At 74.0% G+C, this 24,516-nt stretch carries 27 protein-coding genes; 13 read left to right on the top strand and 14 right to left on the bottom strand.

What is annotated here, in order from left to right; genetic code table 11:
* Positions 1-6: 6 nt before the first annotated feature.
* Complete coding sequence (locus FE634_RS07700) at positions 7-1,329, top strand: DUF445 domain-containing protein (RefSeq protein WP_212721853.1); 1,323 nt, start codon at positions 7-9, stop codon at positions 1,327-1,329.
* Positions 1,330-1,333: 4 nt separating this feature from the next.
* Positions 1,334-1,579: an RNA-binding S4 domain-containing protein gene (locus tag FE634_RS07705; RefSeq protein ID WP_134768645.1), complete on the top strand. Its 246-nt coding sequence runs from the start codon at positions 1,334-1,336 to the stop codon at positions 1,577-1,579.
* Positions 1,580-1,696: 117 nt separating this feature from the next.
* Here the strand turns inward: FE634_RS07705 and FE634_RS07710 are convergent, their stop codons facing one another.
* On the bottom strand, positions 1,697-2,065 hold the full coding sequence (locus FE634_RS07710; protein WP_137294675.1) for an FKBP-type peptidyl-prolyl cis-trans isomerase: 369 nt from the start codon (positions 2,063-2,065) through the stop codon (positions 1,697-1,699).
* Between the two features lie 121 nt (positions 2,066-2,186).
* Between FE634_RS07710 and FE634_RS20960 the strand changes: the two genes are divergently transcribed.
* On the top strand, positions 2,187-5,762 hold the full coding sequence (locus FE634_RS20960; RefSeq protein ID WP_187366854.1) for a hypothetical protein: 3,576 nt from the start codon (positions 2,187-2,189) through the stop codon (positions 5,760-5,762).
* A gap of 87 nt (positions 5,763-5,849) precedes the next feature.
* On the opposite strand, the gene FE634_RS07725 is transcribed toward FE634_RS20960, so the two are convergent.
* Both FE634_RS07725 and FE634_RS07730 read right to left on the bottom strand, forming a co-directional pair.
* Complete coding sequence (locus FE634_RS07725) at positions 5,850-6,281, bottom strand: CBS domain-containing protein (RefSeq protein ID WP_138875547.1); 432 nt, start codon at positions 6,279-6,281, stop codon at positions 5,850-5,852.
* 90 nt (positions 6,282-6,371) lie between these two features.
* The gene (locus tag FE634_RS07730) at positions 6,372-7,265 is read right to left on the bottom strand and encodes an inositol monophosphatase family protein (protein WP_148240492.1); all 894 of its coding nucleotides are present in this window, start codon (positions 7,263-7,265) and stop codon (positions 6,372-6,374) included.
* A gap of 42 nt (positions 7,266-7,307) precedes the next feature.
* Here FE634_RS07730 and FE634_RS07735 point away from each other — a divergent pair, with 42 nt between their 5' ends.
* Positions 7,308-7,766: a DUF2231 domain-containing protein gene (locus FE634_RS07735; RefSeq protein WP_138875549.1), complete on the top strand. Its 459-nt coding sequence runs from the start codon at positions 7,308-7,310 to the stop codon at positions 7,764-7,766.
* A 15-nt stretch (positions 7,767-7,781) separates the two neighbouring features.
* On the opposite strand, the gene rsgA is transcribed toward FE634_RS07735, so the two are convergent.
* Genes rsgA through FE634_RS07750 form a run of 3 tightly spaced genes read right to left on the bottom strand, consistent with a single transcriptional unit; the run spans position 7,782 to position 10,670 of the window.
* Positions 7,782-8,825 (bottom strand): ribosome small subunit-dependent GTPase A, encoded by a 1,044-nt coding sequence (gene rsgA, locus FE634_RS07740; protein WP_138875550.1) that lies wholly within the window; start codon positions 8,823-8,825, stop codon positions 7,782-7,784.
* Positions 8,825-10,144, bottom strand: coding sequence for a 3-phosphoshikimate 1-carboxyvinyltransferase (gene aroA, locus FE634_RS07745; protein WP_262347617.1), 1,320 nt, complete (start codon positions 10,142-10,144; stop codon positions 8,825-8,827). The genes rsgA and aroA overlap by 1 nt, the downstream gene beginning before the upstream one ends.
* A gap of 1 nt (position 10,145) precedes the next feature.
* Positions 10,146-10,670 carry a DoxX family protein gene (locus tag FE634_RS07750; RefSeq protein WP_137294670.1) on the bottom strand — a complete coding sequence of 175 codons (525 nt, stop codon included), beginning with the start codon at positions 10,668-10,670 and terminating at the stop codon, positions 10,146-10,148.
* Positions 10,671-10,808: 138 nt separating this feature from the next.
* Here FE634_RS07750 and FE634_RS07755 point away from each other — a divergent pair, with 138 nt between their 5' ends.
* The 6 genes from FE634_RS07755 (at position 10,809) to FE634_RS21855 (ending at position 14,084) form a co-directional block, all read left to right on the top strand.
* Positions 10,809-11,561, top strand: coding sequence for an SOS response-associated peptidase (locus FE634_RS07755; RefSeq protein ID WP_138875552.1), 753 nt, complete (start codon positions 10,809-10,811; stop codon positions 11,559-11,561).
* A complete protein-coding gene (locus tag FE634_RS07760) occupies positions 11,558-12,208 on the top strand; it encodes an alpha/beta hydrolase family protein (protein WP_138875553.1) in 651 nt (216 codons plus the stop codon). Before FE634_RS07755 ends, FE634_RS07760 begins: the two co-directional genes overlap by 4 nt.
* A gap of 96 nt (positions 12,209-12,304) precedes the next feature.
* The gene (locus tag FE634_RS07765; RefSeq protein WP_137294667.1) at positions 12,305-12,931 is read left to right on the top strand and encodes a sigma-70 family RNA polymerase sigma factor; all 627 of its coding nucleotides are present in this window, start codon (positions 12,305-12,307) and stop codon (positions 12,929-12,931) included.
* The gene (rsrA, locus tag FE634_RS07770) at positions 12,931-13,230 is read left to right on the top strand and encodes a mycothiol system anti-sigma-R factor (protein WP_138875554.1); all 300 of its coding nucleotides are present in this window, start codon (positions 12,931-12,933) and stop codon (positions 13,228-13,230) included. Before FE634_RS07765 ends, rsrA begins: the two co-directional genes overlap by 1 nt.
* 41 nt (positions 13,231-13,271) lie before the next feature.
* Entirely contained in the window at positions 13,272-13,919 is a 648-nt protein-coding gene (locus tag FE634_RS07775; RefSeq protein ID WP_138875555.1) for a hypothetical protein, read from the top strand.
* A gap of 90 nt (positions 13,920-14,009) precedes the next feature.
* On the top strand, positions 14,010-14,084 hold the full coding sequence (locus tag FE634_RS21855; RefSeq protein ID WP_370692322.1) for a 50S ribosomal protein bL37: 75 nt from the start codon (positions 14,010-14,012) through the stop codon (positions 14,082-14,084).
* Between the two features lie 85 nt (positions 14,085-14,169).
* Here FE634_RS21855 and FE634_RS07780 read toward each other — a convergent pair whose 3' ends face one another.
* From FE634_RS07780 to FE634_RS07795, 4 genes are all read right to left on the bottom strand, one after another.
* Entirely contained in the window at positions 14,170-14,535 is a 366-nt protein-coding gene (locus tag FE634_RS07780) for a thioesterase family protein (RefSeq protein WP_170981642.1), read from the bottom strand.
* Positions 14,535-15,050, bottom strand: coding sequence for a GNAT family N-acetyltransferase (locus tag FE634_RS07785; RefSeq protein ID WP_138875556.1), 516 nt, complete (start codon positions 15,048-15,050; stop codon positions 14,535-14,537). Before FE634_RS07785 ends, FE634_RS07780 begins: the two co-directional genes overlap by 1 nt.
* A gap of 10 nt (positions 15,051-15,060) precedes the next feature.
* Positions 15,061-16,743, bottom strand: a complete 1,683-nt coding sequence (locus FE634_RS07790) for an acetolactate synthase (protein ID WP_138875557.1) — start codon at positions 16,741-16,743, stop codon at positions 15,061-15,063.
* A gap of 67 nt (positions 16,744-16,810) precedes the next feature.
* Complete coding sequence (locus FE634_RS07795) at positions 16,811-17,662, bottom strand: DUF2785 domain-containing protein (RefSeq protein ID WP_137294662.1); 852 nt, start codon at positions 17,660-17,662, stop codon at positions 16,811-16,813.
* A 64-nt stretch (positions 17,663-17,726) separates the two neighbouring features.
* On the opposite strand from FE634_RS07795, the gene FE634_RS07800 reads away from it, so the two are divergent.
* Positions 17,727-19,199 (top strand): PAS domain-containing sensor histidine kinase, encoded by a 1,473-nt coding sequence (locus FE634_RS07800; protein ID WP_138875558.1) that lies wholly within the window; start codon positions 17,727-17,729, stop codon positions 19,197-19,199.
* Positions 19,200-19,633: 434 nt separating this feature from the next.
* On the opposite strand, the gene FE634_RS07805 is transcribed toward FE634_RS07800, so the two are convergent.
* Positions 19,634-19,885, bottom strand: coding sequence for a WhiB family transcriptional regulator (locus tag FE634_RS07805; protein WP_110241912.1), 252 nt, complete (start codon positions 19,883-19,885; stop codon positions 19,634-19,636).
* Between the two features lie 290 nt (positions 19,886-20,175).
* Between FE634_RS07805 and FE634_RS07810 the strand changes: the two genes are divergently transcribed.
* On the top strand, positions 20,176-20,481 hold the full coding sequence (locus tag FE634_RS07810; protein ID WP_137294660.1) for a hypothetical protein: 306 nt from the start codon (positions 20,176-20,178) through the stop codon (positions 20,479-20,481).
* Between the two features lie 11 nt (positions 20,482-20,492).
* On the opposite strand, the gene FE634_RS07815 is transcribed toward FE634_RS07810, so the two are convergent.
* Both FE634_RS07815 and FE634_RS07820 read right to left on the bottom strand, forming a co-directional pair.
* Positions 20,493-21,395, bottom strand: coding sequence for an RNA polymerase sigma factor SigF (locus FE634_RS07815; protein WP_148240493.1), 903 nt, complete (start codon positions 21,393-21,395; stop codon positions 20,493-20,495).
* Position 21,396: 1 nt separating this feature from the next.
* The gene (locus tag FE634_RS07820; protein ID WP_137294658.1) at positions 21,397-21,804 is read right to left on the bottom strand and encodes an ATP-binding protein; all 408 of its coding nucleotides are present in this window, start codon (positions 21,802-21,804) and stop codon (positions 21,397-21,399) included.
* Positions 21,805-21,992: 188 nt separating this feature from the next.
* On the opposite strand from FE634_RS07820, the gene FE634_RS07825 reads away from it, so the two are divergent.
* The gene (locus FE634_RS07825) at positions 21,993-23,048 is read left to right on the top strand and encodes an NAD-dependent epimerase/dehydratase family protein (RefSeq protein ID WP_137294657.1); all 1,056 of its coding nucleotides are present in this window, start codon (positions 21,993-21,995) and stop codon (positions 23,046-23,048) included.
* Positions 23,049-23,052: 4 nt separating this feature from the next.
* Here FE634_RS07825 and FE634_RS07830 read toward each other — a convergent pair whose 3' ends face one another.
* The gene (locus FE634_RS07830) at positions 23,053-24,435 is read right to left on the bottom strand and encodes a hypothetical protein (protein ID WP_148240494.1); all 1,383 of its coding nucleotides are present in this window, start codon (positions 24,433-24,435) and stop codon (positions 23,053-23,055) included.
* Between the last annotated feature and the right edge of the window lie 81 nt (positions 24,436-24,516).

A 24,516-nucleotide genomic window follows, 5' to 3' on the forward strand; every position in this document is an offset into this window, starting at 1 on the left:
GGGCCGATGCCGACCACTGCTTTCCGGGACGACGCGCCCGGACCCGCGCCCGGGACGCCGCCCCGGACCGCGCCGGTGCCCGCGCTCGCCGCCGACCCGGCGGCCGACGCCCTCCGGCTGCGGGCCCTGCGCCGGATGCGGGCGGTGGCCCTGTCGCTGCTCGTCCTCGCCGCCGTCGTCTACGCCGTGACGCTCGACCGCGACGGCTTCCTCGGCTTCGTCAACGCCGGCGCCGAGGCCTCGATGGTCGGCGCCATCGCCGACTGGTTCGCCGTGACGGCCCTGTTCCGCCACCCCCTCGGCCTGCCGATCCCGCACACCGCGCTGATCCCGCGCCGCAAGGACGACCTCGGGCGTGGTCTGGAGGACTTCGTCGGGGAGAACTTCCTCCAGGAGGGGATCATCCGCGACCGGATCGGTGCCGCCGGCGTGTCGGCGCGGCTGGGGGAGTGGCTCGGCGAGGAGGCCAACGCGCGGCGGGTGGTCGACGAGGTCGCCGAGGTCGCCTCCATCGCGCTCGGGAAGGTGCGCGACGAGCACGTCGAGGCCCTGGTGACCGAGGCGCTGGTGCCGCGGTTCCGCGACGAGCCGATCGCCCCGCTGCTGGGCGGGCTGCTGGGCGAGGCGGTGCGTGACGACGTCCACCACGGGCTGGTCGACCTGCTCTTCGCCGAGCTGCACGACTGGCTGCGGGAGAACCCCGGCACCGTCCAGGCGGTCATCGAGGAGCGCGCGCCGTGGTGGGCGCCCGACAGCCTCAACGAGAAGGTGTCGGCCCGCGCCCACGTCGAGATGGTGAAGTGGGTCGGCGACATCCGCTCCGACCCCGACCACCGGGCCCGCCGGGCGCTCGACTCGATGCTCGCCCAGCTGGCCACCGACCTGCTCGAGGACCCCTCGACCCAGGAGCGCGCCGAGCGGCTCAAGACCCGGCTGCTGGAGCACCCGGCGGTCGTCACGTCCGGGATCTCGCTGTGGAAGGCGCTGCAGCGGGCGCTGCGCACCTCGCTCGCCGACCCCGACGGGGCGGTGCGCGCCCGCCTGCTGACCGAGGTCTCGAGCTTCTCGGCCCGCCTCGGCGAGGACGCCGCCCTGCGCCGCCGGCTGGACGGGCTGGCCGCCGACGCGGTGGTCTTCGTCGTCGAGCGCTACGGCCGCGACCTCACCGCCGTCATCACCCACACCATCGAGCAGTGGGACGGCCGGGAGGCCGCGAAGAAGATCGAGCTGCACGTCGGGCGCGACCTGCAGTTCATCCGGATCAACGGCACGATCGTCGGTGGACTGGTGGGGGTGCTCATCCACACGATCGCGGTGGTGATTCACTGATCCCATGGCAGACCCCGTGCACGTGGCGATCGAGGACGAGTCGATCAAGCTGGGCCAGTTCCTGAAGCTCGCGAATCTCGTCGAGTCCGGCTCCGAGGCCAAGCACCTCCTGGCCGCCGGCCAGGTCAAGGTGAACGGCGCCGCCGAGACCCGGCGCGGCCGTCAGCTCGTCAATGGCGACCTGGTCTCGGTCGCCGCGCAGTCGGCTCGCGTGAGCGACGGCAGCACCCCTGACGACTTCCCCTGGTGAGCGGCGCCCGCGAGGGCTGAGCCCTCGGGCGAACGCGCGGACCCGGGCCCGCACCGGACGACGTCCACCGGCGGGCGAGCACGCTCGCGCACGGCCGGCGGACGCCTCCGGGTCGGGTCAGCGGACCTCGAGCAGGTCGACGACGAAGATCAGGGTCTCGCCGGGCTTGATGACGCCACCGGCGCCGCGGTCGCCGTAGCCGAGGTGCGGCGGGATGACGAGCTGGCGGCGTCCGCCGACCTTCATGCCCTGCACACCCTGGTCCCAGCCCGAGATGACCTGGCCGATGCCCAGGCGGAACTGGAGCGGCTCACCGCGGTTGTAGGAGGCGTCGAACTCCTCGCCGCTGGAGTGGGCGACGCCGACGTAGTGGACCTTGACGGTCTGTCCGGCGGCGGCCTCGGGGCCGTCGCCCTCGACGACGTCGGTGACGACCAGGTCGGCGGGGGGTTCGAAGTCGGGGAAGTCGATCTCGGGCTTGTCCATGCCACCAGCGTAGAGGGCTGTTTCGGAGCGGTCGTACATGGATGCGGGGTCCCCGGGTACGGCACGCACCGATCGACCTCTCCGTCACCCCCACGGTGACCATCCCCCCAGGAGACCTCCCGTGCGCTCATCGCCGCCCGCCCACCGCCCACCTCGACGAGCCCTGCACGGAGCGGTCGGTCTCGCCACGGCGGTCGCCCTGGCCCTCGCCGTCCCCGCGCCGGCGCAGGCCGACCCGGTCCCGGCCACCTACGCCGCCGAGGCCCGGGGCGGCATCGTCGACCTCCAGGCCTCGCTGCTCGGTGAGAGCGTCGCGGGCGTCACCGTCGGCCACTCCCGCGCGACGACCGACACCACCACGACGCAGCGGGTCTCGGCCCGCAGCGCCAACCTCGACGTGGCCCTCGGGGGCACGGCGCTGCCCAGCGACGCCGAGACCGCCGCGGCGCCGCCGTCCTCCGACCCGGCCCAGCGCACCCTGCTCCCGGTGCGGCTGGGGGTCGCCGGCGTCGGTGCCATCACCGGCGACGTGGCCGCTGCCTACACCGACGACCGGTCCTGCGTCCCGCTCGCGAACGGCGTCCGTCGCCTCGGGTACGCACGGACCCAGCTCGCCGACCTGACGGTGCTCGGCGTGCTCGGCCTGCTCAACACGCTGAAGGTGTCGGCGTCGGAGACCACGAGCACCACCGAGCTCGTCGACCGGCCCAGCGGCGACGACCTCGTGCGCTCCACGACCCGCACCTCCGTCGGCGACGTCTCGGTCCTCAACGGCCTCGCGGTCGTGAAGGTGGCCAGCCCGGTCACGATGACCGCGACCGCCGGTGGGGGCGCCGGTCAGACCACCTACTCGAACCCGGCCGTCACGGTCACCGTCGCCGGCGCGACCACCACGGTGCGTCCCGTCGACGGTCGGGTCGGCTTCACCCTGGGCATCCCGGGCGTGCTGACGGCGCGCCTGGGCGTCACGGCCTTCGCGCCCACGACGTCGACCACCAGCACCACCGCCGACGCCGACCTCGACGCCGTCGTGGGCCTCGACCTGGTCGTGCGCGGTCTCCTCGTCGGCCAGGTCGCCGACGTGCGCCTGGGCGTGGGCGAGATGCACGCCTCGGCCAGCGCGCCCGTCGACGGCGTCGGGTGCGACGCCCCGCCGACCGACGACGCCGACGGCGACGGCCTCACCGACGAGCAGGAGGTCGACGAGACCGGGACCGACCCGGACGACGCCGACAGCGACGACGACGGCGTCTCGGACGCCGGCGAGGACCCGGACGCCGACGGCCTCACGAACCTCGAGGAGGTCGGCCTCGGCACCGACCCGCGCGACGCCGACACCGACGGTGACGGCCTCGACGACGGCAACGAGGTCAACACCACCGAGACCGACCCGCTCGACCCCGACACCGACGACGGCGGCGTGGACGACGGCACCGAGGTCGGCGCCGGCACCGACCCGCTCGACCCCGCCGACGACGACACGCCGGTCGACGTGGACGGCGACGACGACGGGCTGAGCGACGCCGAGGAGCTCGAGCTCGGCACGGACCCGGCCGACCCCGACAGCGACGACGACGGACTCGGCGACGGCGCCGAGGTGAACCTGCACCTGACCGACCCGCTCGACGCCGACAGCGACGACGGCGGCATCGGCGACGGGGTGGAGGTCGCGCGCGGCACCGACCCGAACGACGCCACCGACGACCTCCCGGCCGACCAGGACGGCGACGGCGACGGCCTCACCGACGCCGAGGAGGCCACGGCCGGCACCGACCCGGAGAACCCCGACACCGACGGTGACGGGCTGCTCGACGGGGCCGAGGTCAACACCCACGAGACGGACCCGCTCGACGCCGACACCGACGACGGCGGCGTCAACGACGGCGCCGAGGTCACCCGCGGCACCGACCCGCTCGACGGCAGCGACGACTTCCCGGTCGCCGGCGACGGTGACGGCGACGGGCTGACCGACGCCGAGGAGGCCACGGCCGGCACCGACCCGGAGAACCCCGACACCGACGGTGACGGCCTGCTCGACGGCGAGGAGGTCAAGACCCACGGCACCGACCCGCTGGAGCCGGACACCGACGAGGGCGGCGTCGACGACGGCGCCGAGGTCGCGAACGGCACCGACCCGCTGGACGGCGCCGACGACACCCCCGTCGCCGGCGACGGTGACGGCGACGGGCTCACCGACGCCGAGGAGGCCACGGCCGGCACCGACCCGGAGAACCCCGACACCGACGGTGACGGGCTGCTCGACGGGGCCGAGGTCAACACCCACGAGACCGACCCGCTGGACGCCGACACCGACGACGGCGGCGTGACCGACGGCGCCGAGGTCACCCGCGGCACCGACCCGCTCGACGGCAGCGACGACTTCCCGGCCGTCGAGGACGGTGACGGCGACGGGCTGACCGACGCCGAGGAGACCGCGGCCGGCACCGACCCGGAGAATCCCGACACCGACGGTGACGGGCTGCTCGACGGCGAGGAGGTCAACACCCACGGCACCGACCCGACCAAGGCCGACACCGACGCCGGTGGGGTGGGCGACGGCATCGAGGTCGCGCGCGGCACCGACCCGCTCCTCGCCTCCGACGACGTGGTCGCCCCGGACGACGGCGACGGCGACGGTCTCACCGACGCCGAGGAGGCCGAGGCCGGCACCGACCCCGAGAACCCGGACACCGACGGTGACGGGCTGCTCGACGGCGCCGAGCTCAACACCTACGAGACCGACCCGACCAAGGCCGACACCGACGGCGGCGGGATCGGTGACGGCGTCGAGGTCGGCCGGGGGAGCGACCCGCTCGACCCGGCTGACGACCAGCCGGCGGGTGAGGGCGGCGACGGCGACGGCGACGGGCTGACCGACGCCGAGGAGGCCGAGGCCGGCACCGACCCCGAGAACCCGGACACCGACGGTGACGGGCTGCTCGACGGTGCCGAGGTCAACACCTACGGCACCGACCCGACCAGGGCCGACACCGACGGCGGCGGGATCGGCGACGGCGTCGAGGTCGACCGGGGCACCGACCCGCTCGACGCGGCCGACGACCGGCCGGTCCCCGCCAACCCGGACACCGACGGTGACGGCCTCACCAACGCCCAGGAGCAGGCGCTGGGCACGGATCCCCGCAACCCCGACACCGACGGGGACGGCGTCCGCGACGGCACCGAGGTCAAGGGGCCCCACCCCGCCTACGCCTCGTGCCGCACGTCGCCGCTGCGAGCCGACACCGATCGCGACGGCCTCAGCGACGGGCGCGAGGTCAACGGCGTCCGGCTGACCCAGAAGGTGCGGCTCCGGGGCAGCAACAAGCCGATCGGGCTGGTCCGGCCCAACCCGTGCGCCAAGGACACCGACAAGGACGGGCTGGCCGACCAGCGCGAGGTGCGGGGCTCGAAGATCAAGCAGGTGGTCCGGATCAAGGGCGGGACCTACAAGATCGGCCTCAAGCGCAGCAACCCGGTCGCCAGGGACAGCGACGGCGACGGGCTCAGCGACAAGCAGGAGATCACCGGCAGCAAGAACAAGCGGTACCAGAGGCGCAAGACCAACCCGGTCGACTTCGACACCGACCGCGGAGGCGTCAGCGACGGCTCCGAGGTGCGGCAGAAGTCCGACCCGTCGAACGTCTTCTCCGGGCCGCAGCGCTCACCGTCGGCGCGGAGCGGCGCGACGACGGGCTGAGCGGTCGCCGCGCCGGCTGCCCCGTGTCCGCACGGAGCAGCCGGCGCGGTCGGTCCGCACCGGCGGGCGCCCCCCGGTCCGGGCGGGTCAGGACTGGTGCACGTAGGAGTCGAGCTGGTCGCGCTCGAACTGCAGCTGGCCGATCTTGTGCTTGACGACGTCGCCGATCGAGACGATGCCGACGAGCCGGCCGTCGTCGACCACCGGGACGTGCCGGAAGCGCCGCGAGGTCATCGTCGTCATGACCTGGTCGAGGTCGTCGTCGGGCCCGCACGTCTCGACCTCGGAGGTCATGATCGCCGCGACCGTGTTGTTGACGACCGTGCCGTCGGCGTGGAGGTGGCGCACGACGTCGCGCTCGCTGACGATGCCGTCGAGCGAGGCCCCGTCGGCGCTGACGACCAGGGCCCCGATGTTGTGCTCGGCGAGGAGGGCGAGGAGCTCGCGCACCCCCGCCTGAGGAGTGATGGTGACGATGGCGTGGCTCGCCTTGGCCTCGAGGATCTCGCCGATGCGCATGGGCCGAAGGTAACCGTCACGGGCTCCGGTGACCAGGGTCACTCCCACCCGCCGGTCCCGGCCCCGGCCGGGGCCCGACGGCCCCCGGGCTCAGTCGGCCGGCTCGTCGGAGGTGCGGACCCGCCGCGACCAGAGGTCGCTGACGCTCCCGGGGCCCGACGACGGCCAGTCGGCGTCGCCGTCGTGGTCGTCGGGCAGCCCGCCGAGGAACGACAGCGCCGCCTCGTGCAGGTGCCCGTTGGAGGCCAGGACGTTGCCGCCCCACGGGCCGTCGGAGCCGTCGAGGGAGGTGAACCGGCCCCCGGCCTCGCGGACGATGATGTCGAGCGCGGCCATGTCGTAGACCTCGAGCTCGGGCTCGGCGGCGAGGTCGACGGCCCCCTCGGCGAGGAGCATGTAGGACCAGAAGTCGCCGTAGGCGCGGGTGCGCCAGCAGCGGCGCGCGAGCGACATGAAGTCGTCGAGGCGCCCGCGCTCCTCCCAGCCGTGGAACGAGGCGTACGACAGCGAGGCGTCCTCGAGCCGGCGCACGTCGGAGACCTGCATCGCCGTGGCCTTGAGCAGCGAGCGGCCGGTGTAGGCGCCGCCGCCCTTGGAGGCCCACCAGCGGCGCTGGAGCTGCGGGGCCGACACGACGCCGAGCACGACCTCGTCGTCGACGGCGAGCGCGATCAGCGTGGCCCACACGGGCACGCCGCGGACGAAGTTCTTGGTCCCGTCGATCGGGTCGACGATCCAGCGGCGCTTGGAGTTGCCGCTGCTCCCCTGCTCCTCGCCGGTGATGGCGTCGCGCGAGCGCACCCGCGACAGGGTGCGCCGGATGCCCTCCTCGACGGCCTGGTCGGCGTCGGTGACCGGGGTGAGGTCCGGCTTGCTCATCACGTGCAGGTCGAGCGCCTTGAACCGGGCGCTGGTCAGCGAGTCGGCGTCGTCGGCCAGCACGTGGGCCAGCCGGAGGTCGTCGGTGTAATCGGGGTGCGCCACGCGCCTCACCTTATTCTCATCCGTCTGGTTTAACGTTCATCCATGGAGATCAACGGACTGCCGCTGCACGCCCTCGTCGTGCACGCCGCGGTCGTGTTCGGACCGGTCGCCGCCCTCGCCGGCATCCTGTACGCCGTCGTGCCTCGCTGGCGCGACCGGCTGCGCTGGCCGCTCGTCGCCCTGGCCGCCGTCGCGCTCGTGTCGATCTGGGTGGCCTACCTGTCGGGGGAGAGCCTCGAGGAGGCCAACCCGACCTTCTACACCGACCCCGCCCGGGCCGAGCTGCTCGACACCCACGAGTCCCGCGCCAACCTGCTGCGGTTCTCGATCACCGGCTTCGCGGTGCTCGCCTTCGTCGCCGCCTGGCTGCACACCCGCTCCGGCACGACCCGGATCGCCCTCGGCGTGCTGGTGGCCGGCACCGCCGTGCTCTCGCTGGTCTACACCGTCCTCACCGGCGAGGCCGGCGCCCAGATGAAGTGGGCCGGCTACCAGAGCTGAGCGCACCGCGTCGCGTCAGTAGTCGCTGACGCTACGCGCGGCGAGCAGCCGCCGGAACGACGAGACCCGCTCGGGGTCGGCCCGCCCAGCCGCGAGCGCCTCGTCGAGGCCGCACTCGGGCTCGTCCTCGCCGTGCGTGCACCCGCGCGGGCAGTCCTCGGTCATCTCGTCGAGGTCGGGGAAGGCGCCGATCAGGTCCTCGGGCCGCACGTGGGCCAGCCCGAAGGAGCGGATGCCCGGGGTGTCGATGATCCAGCCGCCGACCACGTCATCGGCCGTGCCGTCGGCCGTGCCGTCGACCGTGCCGTCGACCGTGCCGGGCAGCGCCAGCATGTAGGCCGACGTGGAGGTGTGGCGGCCCCGGCCGGTCACCGCGTTGACGATGCCGACCTCGCGGAAGGCGTCCGGCACGAGGGCGTTGACGAGGGTGGACTTGCCGACGCCGCTCGACCCGACCAGCACGCTGGTGCGGCCCACGAGGTGCTCGCGCACCTCGGCCAGGTCGCCGCCGCGCTGCGTCACCACCCACGGCACCCCCAGCGAGCGGTAGGTCGACAGCAGCGACTCGGGGTCGCGCAGGTCGGCCTTGGTCAGGCACAGCAGCGGCTTCATGCCGGAGTCGTAGGCCGCGACCAGGGCCCGGTCGATCAGCCGGGGCTGCGGGTCCGGGTCGGCCAGCGCGGTGACGACGACGAGCTGCTCGGCGTTCGAGACGATGACCCGCTCGACGGGGTCGTCGTCGTCGGCGGTGCGGCGCAGGGTCGTCGTGCGCGGGACCACCTCGACGATGCGGGCCAGGGTGCCGTCGTCGCCGGAGGAGTCGCCGACGACGCGCACCCGGTCGCCCACGACGACGCCCTTGCGGCCCAGCGGACGCGCCTTGACCGCCAGCACGGTGGTCGCGCCGACCAGCAGGGTGAAGCGGCCGCGGTCCACGGTGACCACGACGCCCTCGACGGCGTCGTCGTAGGAGGGGCGCTCCTTGGTGCGGGGGCGGGTGCGGCGCCGGGGGCGGTCGTAGTGCTCGACGTCGTGGTCGGAGTAGCGGTGGCCCGACATCACACGAGGGCGGACCAGAAGCCGGCGAAGTCGGGGAACGTCTTGCTGGTGGTGGCGACGTCCTCGACCAGCACGCCGTCGACGGCGGCGCCGATGATGACGCCGGCGTGCGCCATCCGGTGGTCGGCGTAGGTGTGGAACACCCCACCCCGCAGGGGCGCGGGCCGGATCGTGAGCCCGTCGGGGTGCTCGTCGACCCCGGCGCCGAGCGCACCGAGCTCGGTGGCGAGCGCGGCGAGCCGGTCGGTCTCGTGTCCGCGGATGTGGGCGACGCCGCGCAGGTGCGACGGCCCGTCGGCCAGGGCACACAGCGCCGCGACGGCCGGCGTCAGCTCGCCGACGTCGTGCAGGTCGAGGTCGACCCCGGTGAGCCGGTCGGGACCGGTGACCCGCAGGCCCTCGGCGGTCCGATCGACCGCGCAGCCCATCAGGGCCAGGATCGAGCGCAGCTCGTCGCCGGGCTGGGTCGTCGAGGTGGGCCAGTCGCGCACGGTGACCGAGCCCCCCGTGACCGCGGCGAGGGCGAGGAACGGTGCGGCGTTCGACAGGTCGGGCTCGATGGTGCGGTCGACGGCCTCGACCCGACCGGGGGCGACGGCCCAGCGGTTGGCCTCGGAGTCGTCGACGTCGACGCCGTTCTCCCGCAGGACGGCGACCGTCATGTCGATGTGGGGCAGTGAGGGCACCGGCTTGCCGTCGTGGCGGACGTCGACGCCCTCGTCGAACCGGGCGCCGGCGAGGAGCAGCGCGGAGACGAACTGCGACGAGGCGGAGGCGTCGATGACCACGGTGCCGCCGCGCACCGAGCCCGTGCCGTGGACGGCGAAGGGCAGCGAGCCCCGTGCGTCGTCGCGCACGTCGACGCCGAGCGCCCGCAGCGCGAGGAGCACCTCGCCGATCGGGCGGCTGCGCATGTGCGGGTCGCCGTCGAACGCGACCGTGCCGGAGGAGAGTCCCGCGACCGGCGGCACGAAGCGCATCACGGTGCCGGCGAGCCCGCAGTCGATGGTGACGTCGGAGGTGAACGCGCCCGGTGTGACGGCCCAGTCGACCCCGGAGGTGTCGATCGTGGCGCCGAGCGCGGTCAGCCCCGCCGCCATGAGCAGGGTGTCGCGCGAGCGGAGGGCCCGCCTCACGACCGAGGGGCCGTCGGAGATCGCGGCCAGCACGAGCGCGCGGTTCGCCAGCGACTTGCTGCCGGGCAGCGACACCACCGCGTCGACCGCGTCGTGGAACCGGGGGGCCGGCCAGGGGTCGGCCGGCGGCGCCGACCGCTGTGCCGACCGCTGTGTCGACTGTTGCACCGGCTGCTGGGCCAAGTCAGGACACCTTGGCCTTGGCGAGCCTGGCCTCGCGCTTGGCGGAGACGGCGAGGTGCTTGGCCTCGCGGCGGGCGTCCTTGGCCGCACGGCGGGCGCGCCAGGCGACGCCCGGCTTGCCGTCGGTGTCGCCGGCCGCGATGATCGCGCCGCCGAGCATCGAGGCGTTCTTGAAGAACTGCAGGCGCTGGGTGTGCTTGCCCTCGGGCGTGGTCTCGGCCCAGAACGCGTGCCCGGCGACCGTGGTCGGGATCATCGACACCGCCAGCGCCGCGGCGCCGAGACGGGGTGCCCGCCCGGTGCCGACGGCCAGCGCACCGACGATCTGCACGCCGGCGTTGATGCGCACCAGGGTCAGGGGGTCGGACGGGACCGGGACCCCCTTGCCCTGGGCGAGCGGGACGACCTTGTCGGTGACCCGCCGGGCCTTGGCGGCGACGACGTCGGCGTTGCGCAGGGCGTTCACGGCGCCGAACACGAAGCCGGAGGCCAGGAGCGGACGGGCGATCAGACGGCTGAGGCTCATGGGTCCAACCTATGCGATCCCCGTCGGCGCCCGTCCATCCCTCCAGGCGTCCCGCGCGGACGACGTCGTCGGCACCGGCCGGCTCCCGGTCGGTCGGGGGGCTCCTGCCCGGCGCGACCCGCCACTAGGGTGAGCGCCATGTGTGGGAGGTACGCGTCGAGCCGGCGACCCGACGACCTCGTCGAGGAGTTCGAGGTCGTCGAGAACCGGGTCGAGAAGCCGCTCGAGCCCGACTTCAACGTCGCGCCCACCAAGGACGTGTACGCCGTCGTCGAGCGGCCGCCGTCGCGGGACGCCGACCAGCCGCCGGCCCGCCAGCTGCGCACGCTGCGGTGGGGTCTGGTCCCGTCGTGGGCCAAGGACCCCTCCATCGGGAGCCGGATGATCAACGCCCGGATGGAGACGGTGGCCGAGAAGCCGTCGTTCCGTCGCGCGTTCGCGAAGCGGCGCTGCCTCCTGCCGGCCGACGGCTACTTCGAGTGGTACGAGTCCGCCGCGACGACCAAGGCCGGCAAGCCCCGCAAGCAGCCCTTCTTCATCCGCCCCCAGGACCACGGCACGCTCGCCATGGCCGGGCTGTACGAGATCTGGCGCGACCCGACCCGCGACGACGACGACCCGGCCCGGTTCCGCTGGACCTGCACCGTCATCACCACCGACGCCGAGGACGACCTCGGACGGATCCACGACCGGATGCCGCTGATGGTCGAGCCGGACCGCTGGGGGCCCTGGCTCGACCCGACGACGCCGTCGGAGACCCTGCTCGACCTGCTCGTCCCGGCGGCGCCCGGGCGGCTCGAGGCCTACCCCGTGTCGACCGCCGTCGGCAACGTGCGCAACAACGGGCCCGAGCTCATCGAGCCGCTGCCCCTCGAGGAGAGCCTGCTGTGACCCGGTCCGACCTCCTCGTCGACACCCCGCACGGGGAGGGCCGGCTGGTCATCGACCGCGCGCGCCGCCCGATCGCCACGGTGCTGCTCGGGCACGGCGCCGGGGCCGGCATCGACACCCGCGACCTCGAGGCGCTGGCCTCCGTGCTCCCGCGCAACGACGTCACCGTCGTCCGGTTCGAGCAGCCGTGGAAGCGCGCCGGCCGCAAGGTCGCGACCGCCCCGGCCACCCTCGACGCCGCGCTCGTCGCGGGCGCCGACCGCCTGCGCACCCGCACGCCGCTCGTGGTCGGCGGCCGGTCGGCCGGCGCCCGGTCGGCCGCCCGGACGGCGAAGCGGCTCGGCGCGGTCGGCTGCCTGGCCCTCGCCTTCCCGCTGCACCCGCCCGGCCGGCCCGAGAAGTCCCGGCTCGACGAGCTGCGCCGCACCCGGGTCGCCACGCTCGTCGTCCAGGGGGAGCGCGACACGATGGGCGCGCCCGACGAGTTCCCCGCCGACGTCGACATGGCCGTCATCCCCGGCGGCGACCACGGCTTCAAGGTGCCCGCCCGCGGCCCGGTGACCCAGGAGGTCGCGCTCGAGATCCTGGTGGAGTCGACGCTGGAGTGGATCGTCCGGGAGATCGCCGGGAATGGCGCCTGGGGGTGAGGCGTTCAGTCTCACGTGATGGCAACCCTGGAGCGTCCCAAGCGCCTCGCGACCAGTGACCTCGGTCCTGGTCTGGGCGGCGTACGCTGGGACCTGATGACTGAGACCGAGCCCGAGGTCGTCGACCTCGACACCGAGACCGACGCAGAGCGGTCGTTGCGCTTCGAGCGTGACGCGCTCCCCTTCCTCGACCAGCTGTACTCCGCGGCGATGCGGATGACGCGCAACCCGGCCGACGCCGAGGACCTGGTGCAGGAGACCTTCGCGAAGGCCTACTCCGCCTTCCACCAGTTCCGTCCCGGGACCAACCTGAAGGCGTGGCTGTACCGCATCCTGACCAACACCTTCATCAACAACTACCGCAAGAAGCAGCGGCAGCCGCAGCAGTCGATGTCCGAGGACGTCGAGGACTGGCAGCTGGCCCGCGCGGAGTCGCACACCTCCACCGGGCTGCGCTCGGCCGAGATGGAGGCCCTCGAGCACCTGCCCGACTCGCAGGTCAAGGACGCCCTCCAGCGGCTCCCCGAGGAGTTCCGGCTCGCGGTGTACCTCGCCGACGTCGAAGGATTCGCCTACAAGGAGATCGCCGAGATCATGGAGACGCCCATCGGGACCGTGATGTCCCGGCTGCACCGGGGTCGCCGGCAGCTGCGCGACATGCTGTCCGACTACGTGCGGGCCAACGACCTGCTCCCGGCCGGCACCGTGGAGGCGAAGCGCTGATGTCGGACCTCCAGCCCTCCGGCTCCCGTCCCGCGGCGACCCCCGCCGCGCACGACGAGGAGTGCGCCGACTACCTCGAGCGCATCGTCTACTTCCTCGACAACGAGCTCGACGACGCCGACTGCTCCGTGGTCCGCGCGCACCTCGACTCGTGCAACCCCTGCCTGGAGAAGTACGACCTCCAGCGGACCGTGAAGTCCGTCGTCGCCCGCTCGTGCTCCGAGCAGGCCCCCTCCGACCTCCGCGAGCGGGTCCGCATCCGGATCCGCGAGGTGCAGGTCCAGATCACCGAGGGCTGAGCCCGGCGTGTGGGTCGGGCCCGACGGGGTAGGTCCCCGTCATGCCCCTCGCCCCCCGCCTCCGCGCGGCCGCCCTGGCCGCCGTCCTCGGTGTCGCCCTGCTGTCCGTGCCGGCCCGCGCCGCCGACCCGCTTCCGAGCGCCGGGACCGGGCTGACGTCGTCGGGTCCCGACGCCGTCGCCGAGCGGGCCGGCCGGCGGTGCGCCAACGGGCGACCCACCCGGATCTTCCGCGACCCGAGGACCGACGGTCCCCGCGGCGTCGAGGCCGACGGTCTCGGTGTCTGGAACAAGGACCGCGACCAGTGCTACTGGTTCACCGTCACCGGGCGGTTCCGCGCCGCCAAGGCCCAGGTCGTCCGCGTCGTCATCGACTCCGACCGCCGCTACCGCGGCTACGAGCACGAGGCCTGGTTCTACAGTCCCAAGGACGGCGACGACCGCCGCGGCGCGTTCCTCATCGAGCACTACGACGACGGCACCTCCCAGTACGTCGACTGCCCGGTCAACGGGTCGTTCCTGCTGCGCGTGGGGCAGATCCGGATCGGGTTCCCGAAGACGTGCCTCGGCTCGCCGGCACACATCCGGGCCCAGGTCTCGGTCATCGACATCACCCGCTACCTGAGCGGGAACCGCTACCGCGGGGTCGCCGACTACGTCCCGGACGGCCGCTACACGCCGCTGTACTGAGCGACCCGCCCCCGCCCGGGCCGCGGGCCGATTTCGTGTCGCCGCGCGTGACCTGAGAGACTGCCTCGTTACCGAACCCAGGAGGTCACCATGGGAAAGACAGGCCGCAAGCGCCGCGCGCGTCGCAAGAAGGCAGCGAACCACGGCAAGCGCCCCAACAGCTGACGCAGCTGCTGCACCGACCCCCGGACCGCCACTCGGCGCCGGGGGTCCTTGCTTCTCCTCGTGGTGCTTCCCCGAGCGGGCCCGCTCAGAGGCGGGAGAGGAACCGCTCGGCGTCGACGACGACCCGCGTCACCTCCCCGGAGGCGACCACCTTGCCGTTCCCACCGAGGTGTCGGGCCGCGACGGTGAAGCGGTGCAGCCGCCCGTCGGCGTAGACCGAGGACGCCGTCACCTCGACCTCCTGCCCGACCGCGGAGGCGAGGAGGTGCTCGACCGAGACGCGGGTGCCGACGCTGGTCGCGCCCTCGGCGAGGACCGGCTCGATCGCCGCGCACGTGGCCGCCTCGCACCACGCGAGCAGCCGGGGCGTGCCGAGCACCGGCAGCGAGCCACTGCCGAGCGCGGCGGCGGTGTCGGCGTCGGTCACGGTGAAGCGCAGGGTCGACTCCATCAGGGGTGCTCCGATCTCAGGTCCAGCTCGTAGGCGATGAGGTCGACGCCGGGCACCGGAGACCAGTCCCGGTGGGCGGCCCGCGTGAAGCCGAGGCGCTCGTAGAGGCGGTGGGCGCCGGCCATCTCGGTCAGGCTCGACAGCACGACGCCGCGGGCGCCCTCGGCGCGGAACCGGTCGACGACCAGGCCGGTGAGGGCGGCGCCGACGCCGCGGCCCTGGGCGGCGGGGGAGACGGCGAGCATGCGGAACTCGCCCTCGCCGTCACCGGCCAGCTCGCACCACGGCGAGCCGGGCGGGCAGAGCGTCACGTTGCCGAGCAGGTCGACGCCGGCGGGCCCGTCCTGCGCCGCGACCCACACCTCGGCGTCGCGGTCGCGGCCGGCGACGTCGGTGAGCCGCAGCCGGTAGGCGTCGTCGGGTCCGAGGAGGAACGGCTCGTAGGCGGCGACGGTGAGCGCGCCGATGGCGTCGTACTCCTCGGGACGCGCCCGGCGCAGGTCCACCACCGCCACCCCGACGCCGTCAGATCCCGAACGTCGCACGCGGGTAGGCCGCCTCGACGTCGGTGATCACGTTGACCAGGTAGGGGACGCCGGAGGCGAACGCGCGGTCCAGGGCGGGCCCGATCTGGCGCGGGTCGGTGACGGTCTCGCCGGCCCCGCCGAGGGCCCGGACCACCTCGTCGTACCGGGTGCGGGGCGCGAGGTCGGCGGCGACGTCGTAGCCGTAGAGCATCTGCATCGGGCCCTTCTCCAGGCCCCAGGCGGAGTTGTTGCCCATCACCATCACGACCGGCAGGTCGTGCCGCACCAGCGTGTCGACGTCCATCAGGGAGAAGCCCGCGGCGCCGTCGCCGAGCAGCAGCACCACCTGGGACGACGGGCGCGCGATCCGGGCCGCGATCGCGGCGCCGAGCCCGGCCCCCAGGCACCCGTACGGGCCGGGGTCGAGCCAGCCGCCGGGGCGCTTCGGCTCGACGAACTTCCCGGCGAAGCTGACGAAGTCGCCGCCGTCGCCGATGACGACGGCGTCCTCGGCCAGCCGGGGGGCCAGCTCGCCGTAGATGCGGGCGGGGTGGATCGGGTCGGCCTCCGCGGTGAGCAGCGCGCGGTCGCGCTCGACGGCGGCCCGCACGGTGTCCTGGAGGTCACCGACCCAGCCGGCCCAGTCGGGCCGGTGGCCGCGCTCGAGCGCGGCCAGCAGGGAGTCGAGGACGCGCGTGAGGTCGCCGGACACCGACGCCGCCAGGGTGGCGTGGGCGGCGACCTGGCCGGGGGAGTCGGCGACGTGGACGACGCGCGCGGGGTGCTCCGGGTCGCCGAAGACGCCGTAGCCGAGCCGGAAGTCGAGCGGCGTGCCGACCACGACCACCAGGTCGGCCTCCTTGAGCGCCTTGCTGCGGGCCTTGGTCACCAGCAGGGGGTGACCCCCGGGCACCAGGCCGCGGCCCATGCCGTTGGTGATCGTCGGGACGCCGGCCCCCTCGACCAGGCGCAGCGCGGCCTCCTCGGCGTGGTCGGCCCACACGTCGGTGCCGAGGATCAGCACCGGGCGGGTCGCCGCGGCGAGCAGCGTGGCGACGGCAGCGACCGCGTCGGCGTCCGGCTCGGCGCCGGCGACGCGCCCACCCGTGGGGACCGGACCGCTGGCCGAGCTGAAGAACTCGTCCATCGGGACGTCGACGAACACCGGTCCGCGGTGGGAGGCGCGGGCGACGCGGAAGGCGTGGTCGACGCCGTCGAGGACCTCGGCGGCGGTCGCGATGGTGGCGGCGTGCTTGGAGACCGAGGCCACGATCGGCGGCTGGTCGAGCTCCTGCAGGCTGCCGGAGCCCCACCGGTTCTGCGGGGCGCGGCCGCCGACGACGACCATCGGCGACCCGGCGAACTGCGCCTGGGCGATCGCGCTGATGCCGTTGGTGACGCCGGGACCCGCGGTGAGCACGGCGAGGCCGGGGACCCGGGTCAGCTTGCCGGTGGCCTCGGCGGCGAACGCGGCGGTCTGCTCGTGGCGCACGTCGAGCAGCCGCATCGGCGGGTCGGCCTTCACCGCGCCGTCGTACATCGGGAACACGTGCGCGCCCGACAGGGTGAACATCGTCTCGACCCCGTGCGCGCGGGCCACCGCCACGGCGAGCTCGCCCGCGTGGCCGGTGAGGTCGGCACCCGCGCCGGCGCCCGCTGCTGTGTCGTGGGTCTCAGTCATGCCCGCAGACTAGGGGACCGTCCCCAGCCGCGACGGCCAGCCCGCGCCCGGCGCGCACCGGGCCGCGTCAGGAGGTGCGGACCTCGAGGTAGTGCTCGTTGGTCGAGCGCAGCGCGCCGACCAGCACCAGCATCAGGTCGGCCCGCGACGCCGGCGGCCGGTTGCCGAGGGCCAGCTGGAGGTAGAGCGCGCGCAGGAACGCCTGGGCGTTGCCGGTGGACAGGTGCGGGTCGCGGCGGTCGCCGCGCGCGGGCCGGCGGGCGTGCTCGGTGATCCGGTTGACCCACGGCTCCAGCACCTCGATCGGCAGCTGGTTGCGGCGCAGGACGTACATCGTGGCCGCGGCGAGCCGGTCGGGCTCACCGTTGCTGAAGAGCCGGTCGACGCGCGCGCAGAGGACGTCGGCGACGACGTCGAGGACCACGGTCAGCTCGGGCGGTCCGAAGTGCGGCGACTGGGCCAGCGTGCCCAGCGCGTCGGCGCCGTGGGCGATGGCGTGGGCCCAGCCCTTGCCAGGGACGTAACCGCGCAGGTCGCGCTCGCGCAGCATCCACGTGGCGATCGCGTCGCCCCACTGCAGCACCTTGCCGCCCAGCACCAGCGGGCGGTTGTTGTCCCTCAGCACGCACTCGGCCAGCACCAGGGCGGAGAAGCTGCGCCGGAAGACGGTGTCGTCCTCGACGAGGCCGAGGCCGGTGCGCAGCCCGGCGGCCATCCCGTCGCCGAGCGCGGGCAGCAGGTCGTCGTACACCCCGCGCTCGACCCAGGTGGCCAGGGTCGGGTACGCCGTCGCGTCGCGCCGGACGGGGTCCGGGTCGCCCAGCATGAGCGTGAGCTCCTCGGTGAGGTCGGCGAGCGGGACGCCGGGGGGTACCTGGAAGCCGGCTGCGTGGACCTGCTTCCAGTCGACCCGGGACACGGGGTTCATCCTGCCAAAGGAACGCCTCCCGGTCCCCATCGTGGCCTCGCCCTAGGCTTGCGGGGTGTCGTCCTTCACCGAGATCGTCCGCACGCACACCGATCTCGACGCCGACGACGTCGCCTGGCTCCAGCTCCTCCAGGCCGACTGGCAGATCATCGCCGACCTGTCCTTCGCCGACCTGGTGCTGTGGCTGCCCGACCGCGAGCGCAGCGGGTACTGGGCGGCCGGGCAGATGCGCCCCACGACCGGGCCGACGGCCTACGTCGACGACATCGTCGGCACCTACGTCGAGCGCGGACGGCGACCGCTGCTGGACGCGGCCTACGAGCAGGGCCGGACCGCGCGGGAGGGCGACCCCGAGTGGCGCGACGAGGTGCCGGTGCGCAACGAGTCGATCCCGGTCGTGCGGGCCGGCCGCGTCATCGGCGTCATCGGCCGCAACACCAACCTGCTCGGCGTACGCACGCCCAGCCGTCTCGAGCTGTCGTACCTGCAGACCGCGGCCGACCTGACCCAGATGATCGCGACCGGGGACTTCCCGTCCTCGGGCCAGCGCAGCGACCACGCCGACTCGCCGCGGGTCGGCGACGGATTCTTGCGCGTGGACGCCGGCGGTCACGTCGTCTACGCCAGCCCCAACGCGCAGTCGGTCTACCGCCGGCTCGGGCTCTCCGGCGACCTGGCCGGCCTGGTGCTGGCCGACCTCGTGCGCGAGCTGGTGCCGCCGCGACGCCGTCCCGACGAGGAGACGCTCAGCGCCGTGCTGGGCGGACGGGCGCACCGCGACGTCGAGATCGGCACCGTGGAGGTCTCGATCATCGTCCGGGCGATCCCGCTGCGCACCGGCGGCGAGCACATCGGTGGGCTGATCCTGGTCCGCGACGTGTCCGACCTGCGCCGCCGCGACCGCGAGCTGGTGACCAAGGACGCGACGATCCGCGAGATCCACCACCGCGTGAAGAACAACCTGCAGACCGTCGCCGCCCTGCTCCGGCTGCAGGCCCGCCGGATCGACAACGAGACCGCCAAGCTGGCGCTCGAGGAGGCCGTGCGCCGGGTGGGGTCGATCGCGATCGTGCACGAGACCCTCAGCCAGGCCGTCGAGGAGACGGTGCAGTTCGACGAGATCGCCGACCGCCTCGGCACGATGGTCACCGACGTCGGCGCGCTGCCGGGCCGGGTCCTGGTCCGCCGGGTCGGCAGCTTCGGCGTGCTGCCCAGCGAGGGCGCGAACGCCCTCGCGATGGTGCTGACCGAGCTGCTCCAGAACGCCGTCGAGCACGGCTACGACGACGACCCCGCCGTGGTCGGCGAGATCGTCGTGACCGTCGACCACCTCGGCGGCCGCACGCACGTCGTGGTCGACGACGACGGCCGGGGGCTGCCGGCCGGCTTCACCCTCGACGGGTCGACCAACCTGGGCCTCTCGATCGTCCGCACCCTCGTCGAGTCCGAGCTCGGCGGTCAGCTCGAGCTGCGCGACCGCCCCGAGGGCGGCACCCGCGTCGCCATCGACGTCCCCTCCGCCACCTGACCTCCGGAGGTCGAGCGACGACGAAACCGCCACCCGGAGGTTGAGCGAGCGAGCGCCAGCGAGCGACGACGAAACCGGTCGCCGCGTCAGGACGCCGCCACGGAGGTTGAGCGAGCGAGCGCCAGCGAGCGACGACGAAACCGCCCACCCGGAGGTTGAGCGAGCGAGCGCCAGCGAGCGACGACGAAACCGCCCACCCGGAGGTTGAGCGAGCGAGCGCCAGCGAGCGACGACGAAACCGGTCGCCGCGTCAGGGCGCCGCCACGGAGGTTGAGCGAGCGAGCGCCAGCGAGCGACGACGAAACCGGCGGACGCCGTCACGGCCACGGTGGGCCAGCAGGTCTCGCCACGCGGGCCGAGGCTTCGTTCCGCACCCGCGCCGCTCGCTCGACCATCAGGACGAGCACGGACTCGCCGCGCCCGCCCGTCTCGTCCTAGGCGGTGCGCACCCGCGCGCGGGCGTTGCGCCGCTTGAGCGCGCGGCGCTCGTCCTCGCTGAGGCCGCCCCAGACTCCGTGGTCCTGTCCGGCCTCCAGCGCCCAGGCGAGGCAGAGCTCGCGCACGTCGCAGCGTCGGCAGACCTGCTTGGCCTCCTCGATCTGGAGGATGGCCGGACCGGTGTTGCCGATCGGGAAGAACAGCTCCGGGTCCTCGTCGAGGCATGCGGAACGGTGGCGCCAGTCCATGGGTGGGTGGATCCTTGATCTCTCGTTCGTGCAGGCAGGGGTTGCTCAGGCCTGCGGGCGCGCGAAATCCTCGGTGTGTGAACGATTTCACGAACGCATGACAACCATCGCAACTATCGACGGCGGTATCAAGCGTTTCGCGCAGCGATGTGAGTCTTGTCCGTCACAGCCTCCCGAGAACCGACGACCGGCCGGCGCGCCGTAGGCTCGAGGTCGTGCGAGAGAGCAGTCGGGCGCGGCCCTTCCCCCTGACCCTCTCAGCGGTGCTCGTGGGAGTGCAAGGGTTTGCCATGATCGTCCTGGCGCTGCTCGCGATCCTCGACGTCGGCGGCGACCAGGTCGAGATCGGTCTCTCGGTCGCGATCTTCTTCGGCGCCTACGGCGGCGCGCTGGTCGCGGCGGCCGTCGGGCTGACCCGGCAGCAGGGCTGGGCGCGGGGCCCGGTGCTGATCACGCAGCTGATCCAGGTCGGCCTGGCCTGGAACGTGCGCGACGTGCCGCTGCTCGCGGTCCCGCTCGCCGTGATGGGCGTGGCCACGATCGTGCTGATGGTGCAGCCGTCCAGCATCGCCGCCCTGGAGCGCGACGGCGCCTGAGGGCTCGGGTGCTACTCGGGGTCGGGCGCCTCGAGCGAGGTGCGCAGCTGCTCGAGGGTCCGGTTGAGCAGCCGGGAGACGTGCATCTGCGAGACACCGATCTCCTCGGCGATCTGGGACTGCGTCATGTTCTTGAAGAACCGGAGCAGCAGGATCCGCTTCTCGCGCGGCGCGAGCTGCTCGAGCAGCGGCTTGATCGACTCGCGGATCTCGACGTGCTCGAGGCCCTCGTCCTCGACGCCGATCGCGTCGAGCATGCTCGACCCGCCCTCGTCGGAGTCGTCGCTGGCGTCGAGGGAGAGCGTCGAGTAGGCGTTGCTCGACTCGATGCCCTCCACGATCTCCTCGACCGTGCAGCCGATGGTCTCGGCCAGCTCGCGCGGGGTGGGGGAGCGCCCCAGGCTCTGGGTCAGCTCGGCCGAGGCCGCGCTGATCTGCATCCGCAGCTCCTGCAGGCGCCGAGGGACCCGGATCGCCCAGCCCTTGTCGCGGAAGTACCGCTTGATCTCGCCGATGATGGTCGGCGTCGCGTAGGTCGAGAACTCCACGCCGCGCTCGGTGTCGAACCGGTCGACCGACTTGATCAGGCCGATCGTGCCGACCTGGACGAGGTCCTCGAAGGGCTCGCCGCGGTTGCGGAAGCGCCGCGCGCAGTGCTCGACGAGCGGCAGGTGCAGGTGCACGAGGTCGTCGCGGGCCTGGGCGCGGGAGGCCTCGGAGCCGAGGTCGTCGCGCAGCTCGACGAACAGCTCGGCGCTGCGCCTGCGGGTGGCCTCGACGCGGGTGAGCCGGGCCTCGGCGGGCGTCGGCTGGACGACGTCCTCGGTCTCGACCGACGGGTCGGGCCGGTCGGGGGCGGGCCGGGGAGGGTCGGGCGGTGAGGTGCTGCCGTCCCGAGGAGCAGACGAGTCCATGTCAGCTGCCGGCCCCGAACGCGGACGACGTCATCGTCATCACGATCGCCAGGTGGCCGCCGCGCGACTCGATGTCGGCGGACGTCGCCAGGGTCGTGAGGACCTGCCAGGCGAAGCTGTCGAGGTCGGGGACCGGGTTGCCCTCGGTGCGGGCGCTGACGGAGATGGTCATCCGGCCCGGCGCGAGGTGGAAGCCGGTGACCAGGTCGGTACCGCTCGCGGCGTGCTCCAGCACCATCGCGTTGGCCTCGCCGACCGCGATCCGCAGGTCCTCGATGTCGTCGATGGTGAAGTCGAGCCTCGCGGCCAGGCCGGCGGTCGTCGTGCGCAGGACCGAGGCGTAGGCGCTGTCGGCCGGCAGCCGCAGCTCGACGTCGGGACGACCGTCGGGGTGGGACGTGTCTGACATGGGGCCGGTCCTTCGCTCGTCTGGGTTCAACGCACCGACCCTAGCGCCCGCGGCGGGCCGGGTCGGCGTCCGTCGGTGGCTACCCGCGTCGTCCGGGACCGAAACGTGGGGAGCGACGTCGCGGACGACCGCTCGCACGGGCCCGGCGCCCCGGGGCGGGCCACTCGGTCGCCGCCTACGCTCGGCACATGCGCGTCCTCCTCACCGGCTCGGCCGGGTTCATCGGCACCGCGATCGGCCACGCGCTCGAGGACGGCGGCCACGACGTGGTGCGGGTCGACCTGATGCTCGAGCAGGCGCACGGCGCGACCGAGGTGCCCGGCGGCACGCACCGCCTCGACGTCCGCGAGGCGGGCGGCTGGCCGGGCGGGCTCCTCGAGGGCGTGGACGCCGTCTGCCACCAGGCCGCCGTCGTGGGCGCCGGGGTCACCGTCGCCGACCTGCCGGCCTACGCCGGGCACAACGACCTCGGCACCGCGGCCCTGCTGGCGGCGATGCACGCCCACGGCGTCTCGCGGCTGGTGCTGGCGTCGTCGATGGTGGTCTACGGCGAGGGGCGCTACACCTGCCCGACCCACGGCGACCAGGTCCCACCGCCGCGCGCCGTGGCGGCGCTCGAGGCCGGCGACGTCGAGAACCACTGCGGCGTGTGCGGTGCCGACCTCGACTGGGCGCTGGTCGACGAGGACGCGCGGCTCGACCCGCGCAGCAGCTACGCCGCCAGCAAGCTCGCCCAGGAGCACTACACCTCGGCGTGGGTCCGTCAGGCGGCGGAGTCGGGGGCCGCCGCGGTCGCGCTGCGCTACCACAACGTCTACGGGCCGGGGATGCCCCGCGACACGCCCTACTCGGGGGTCGCGGCGATGTTCCGGTCCTCGCTCGAGCGGGGGGAGCGTCCCCAGGTCTACGAGGACGGCGGCCAGGTGCGCGACTTCGTCCACGTCGCCGACGTCGCGCGCGCCAACGTGCTCGCGCTGGAGGCGGTCGTGGCCGCCGACGCCGGTCGCTTCGAGGCCCTCAACGTGGCCTCGGGCCACCCCGTCTCGATCCTCGACGTCGCGCGGCTGGTCGGCGAGGGCACCGACGCCGGCGTGGAGCCGGAGGTCACCGGCGGCTACCGGCTGGGCGACGTGCGGCACGTCGTGGCGTCGCCGGCACGGGCCGAGGCCTCGCTCGGCTTCCGCGCCGAGATCCTCCCGGGGACGGGGCTGCCGGCGTTCGCGACCACGCCGCTGCGCGCCTGAGTTCTCACCACTGGGTGAAGACGAGCTGCTGCAGGACGACGGCGCCCGCCACCTGCACGGCCAGGGCCGGGCGGTGCCAGCGCGGGGGGAGCAGGGCAGCGCTCAGCAGCAGCCACGGCACCCAGGGCAGCCAGATCCGCTCGACCTCGGACTTGCTCATGCCGGACAGGTCGGCCACCAGCACCGCGGCCGCGGCCGAGAGCGAGAGGAGCACCGCGGTGCGGCGCTCGTCGACGGCGCCCGTCACCGTCGCCCGCACCCGGGTCAGGGCGCACGCGAGGCCGGCGCCGAGCACGGGGCCGGCGCTGACGACCAGGGCGGCGAGGTTGCCCCACACCCAGTAGGACTGGGGGCGGCGACCACCGAGGCCGGCGAGGTATCGCTCGCGCAGCGGTCCGTAGGCCTCCCACCACCAGAAGCCGAGGGCCCCGAAGCCGGCCACGACGACCAGGGCGCCGCCGATCGCCCACGGCAGCGGCCGCCAGGACCTCGCGGCGGCCAGCACGGCGAGGGCGACCGGGCCGATCAGGAGCAGCCCGTAGGAGAGGAAGACGCCCAGTCCGAGCACCACCCCGGCCAGCACGGACCAGCCCACCGCGCGGCGCCGGGTGGACGCCGTCGCGGCGAGGGCGAGGGCGGCCAGGCCCCAGGCGCTCACCGTCACGAAGACGGCGTCCGCCGAGACCGCCGTGAGCACCGCGGCCGGGCTCAGGACGAGGAACGGGAGGACGCGGCGCGCGAGCGGCTCGGCACCGAGCGCCCGCAGCGTGACCAGCACCCCGGGCACGGCCGCGGCGGCCAGGAGCGTGACCGCCATGCCGACGCCGAAGGAGGTGTCGACGCCCACCCGGACGAGCAGCACGAAGAAGAGCAGGGCGGCCGGGGGGTGCCCCGAGACGTGGGTCGCCCAGCTGTCGGGCTCGCCGTAGGTGATCCGGCCGACGAACCCGTCGAGCGTCGCGGGGACGTCGGTGATCCCCCGGGCCGTGGTCAGGTACTCGCCGGGCATGTCCTCGACCCGCGAGATGCCCTCCGCGCCGTCGACGTAGGCGAGGGCCAGCAGCCAGGCCAGTCCCGCGGCGTACGACACCAGGAGCAGCGCCGGCCACGGCGTGAGGCGCGCCAGGCGGGGCAGCACGAGCCAGGCCACCACGCCGACCAGCACGACCCGGACCGTCGTGAACCCGACCGCCTTCACCTCGAGGTAGCCCCGCAGCGGGGGCACCGGCTCCTCGCCGGGGTAGCGCGTGCGCGAGAACGTCTCGAACGACATCAGGTGTGGCAGCCAGAACGCCAGGACGACGAGCACGACGCCCACCAGCGCCCCCGACCACGCCGACCTGGCCAGCCGACGTCCCGAGGGAGGCGTCGCCGTCACGGTGCTCATCACGCCCCACCCTAGGGACGGGCCTGGAGACGGCGGCGGGACCGCCCGGCCGGCGTCCTGGACGCAGGGCTTTGGGGTGGG

Source organism: Nocardioides sp. S-1144 (assembly GCF_005954645.2).
GTDB classification, from domain to species: Bacteria; Actinomycetota; Actinomycetes; order Propionibacteriales; family Nocardioidaceae; genus Nocardioides; species Nocardioides dongxiaopingii.

What these genes read in the sequence shown, in the direction of transcription:
- FE634_RS07700 (WP_212721853.1), top strand. Translation starts at nt 7, where the DNA reads ATGCCGACCACTGCTTTCCGGGACGACGCGCCCGGACCCGCGCCCGGG.
- FE634_RS07705 (WP_134768645.1), top strand. Translation starts at nt 1,334, where the DNA reads ATGGCAGACCCCGTGCACGTGGCGATCGAGGACGAGTCGATCAAGCTG.
- FE634_RS07710 (WP_137294675.1), bottom strand. Translation starts at nt 2,065, where the DNA reads ATGGACAAGCCCGAGATCGACTTCCCCGACTTCGAACCCCCCGCCGAC.
- FE634_RS07725 (WP_138875547.1), bottom strand. Translation starts at nt 6,281, where the DNA reads ATGCGCATCGGCGAGATCCTCGAGGCCAAGGCGAGCCACGCCATCGTC.
- FE634_RS07735 (WP_138875549.1), top strand. Translation starts at nt 7,308, where the DNA reads ATGGAGATCAACGGACTGCCGCTGCACGCCCTCGTCGTGCACGCCGCG.
- rsgA (WP_138875550.1), bottom strand. Translation starts at nt 8,825, where the DNA reads ATGTCGGGCCACCGCTACTCCGACCACGACGTCGAGCACTACGACCGC.
- FE634_RS07750 (WP_137294670.1), bottom strand. Translation starts at nt 10,670, where the DNA reads ATGAGCCTCAGCCGTCTGATCGCCCGTCCGCTCCTGGCCTCCGGCTTC.
- FE634_RS07755 (WP_138875552.1), top strand. Translation starts at nt 10,809, where the DNA reads ATGTGTGGGAGGTACGCGTCGAGCCGGCGACCCGACGACCTCGTCGAG.
- FE634_RS07765 (WP_137294667.1), top strand. Translation starts at nt 12,305, where the DNA reads ATGACTGAGACCGAGCCCGAGGTCGTCGACCTCGACACCGAGACCGAC.
- rsrA (WP_138875554.1), top strand. Translation starts at nt 12,931, where the DNA reads ATGTCGGACCTCCAGCCCTCCGGCTCCCGTCCCGCGGCGACCCCCGCC.
- FE634_RS07775 (WP_138875555.1), top strand. Translation starts at nt 13,272, where the DNA reads ATGCCCCTCGCCCCCCGCCTCCGCGCGGCCGCCCTGGCCGCCGTCCTC.
- FE634_RS07780 (WP_170981642.1), bottom strand. Translation starts at nt 14,535, where the DNA reads ATGGAGTCGACCCTGCGCTTCACCGTGACCGACGCCGACACCGCCGCC.
- FE634_RS07790 (WP_138875557.1), bottom strand. Translation starts at nt 16,743, where the DNA reads ATGACTGAGACCCACGACACAGCAGCGGGCGCCGGCGCGGGTGCCGAC.
- FE634_RS07805 (WP_110241912.1), bottom strand. Translation starts at nt 19,885, where the DNA reads ATGGACTGGCGCCACCGTTCCGCATGCCTCGACGAGGACCCGGAGCTG.
- FE634_RS07810 (WP_137294660.1), top strand. Translation starts at nt 20,176, where the DNA reads ATGATCGTCCTGGCGCTGCTCGCGATCCTCGACGTCGGCGGCGACCAG.
- FE634_RS07815 (WP_148240493.1), bottom strand. Translation starts at nt 21,395, where the DNA reads ATGGACTCGTCTGCTCCTCGGGACGGCAGCACCTCACCGCCCGACCCT.
- FE634_RS07820 (WP_137294658.1), bottom strand. Translation starts at nt 21,804, where the DNA reads ATGTCAGACACGTCCCACCCCGACGGTCGTCCCGACGTCGAGCTGCGG.
- FE634_RS07825 (WP_137294657.1), top strand. Translation starts at nt 21,993, where the DNA reads ATGCGCGTCCTCCTCACCGGCTCGGCCGGGTTCATCGGCACCGCGATC.
- FE634_RS07830 (WP_148240494.1), bottom strand. Translation starts at nt 24,435, where the DNA reads ATGAGCACCGTGACGGCGACGCCTCCCTCGGGACGTCGGCTGGCCAGG.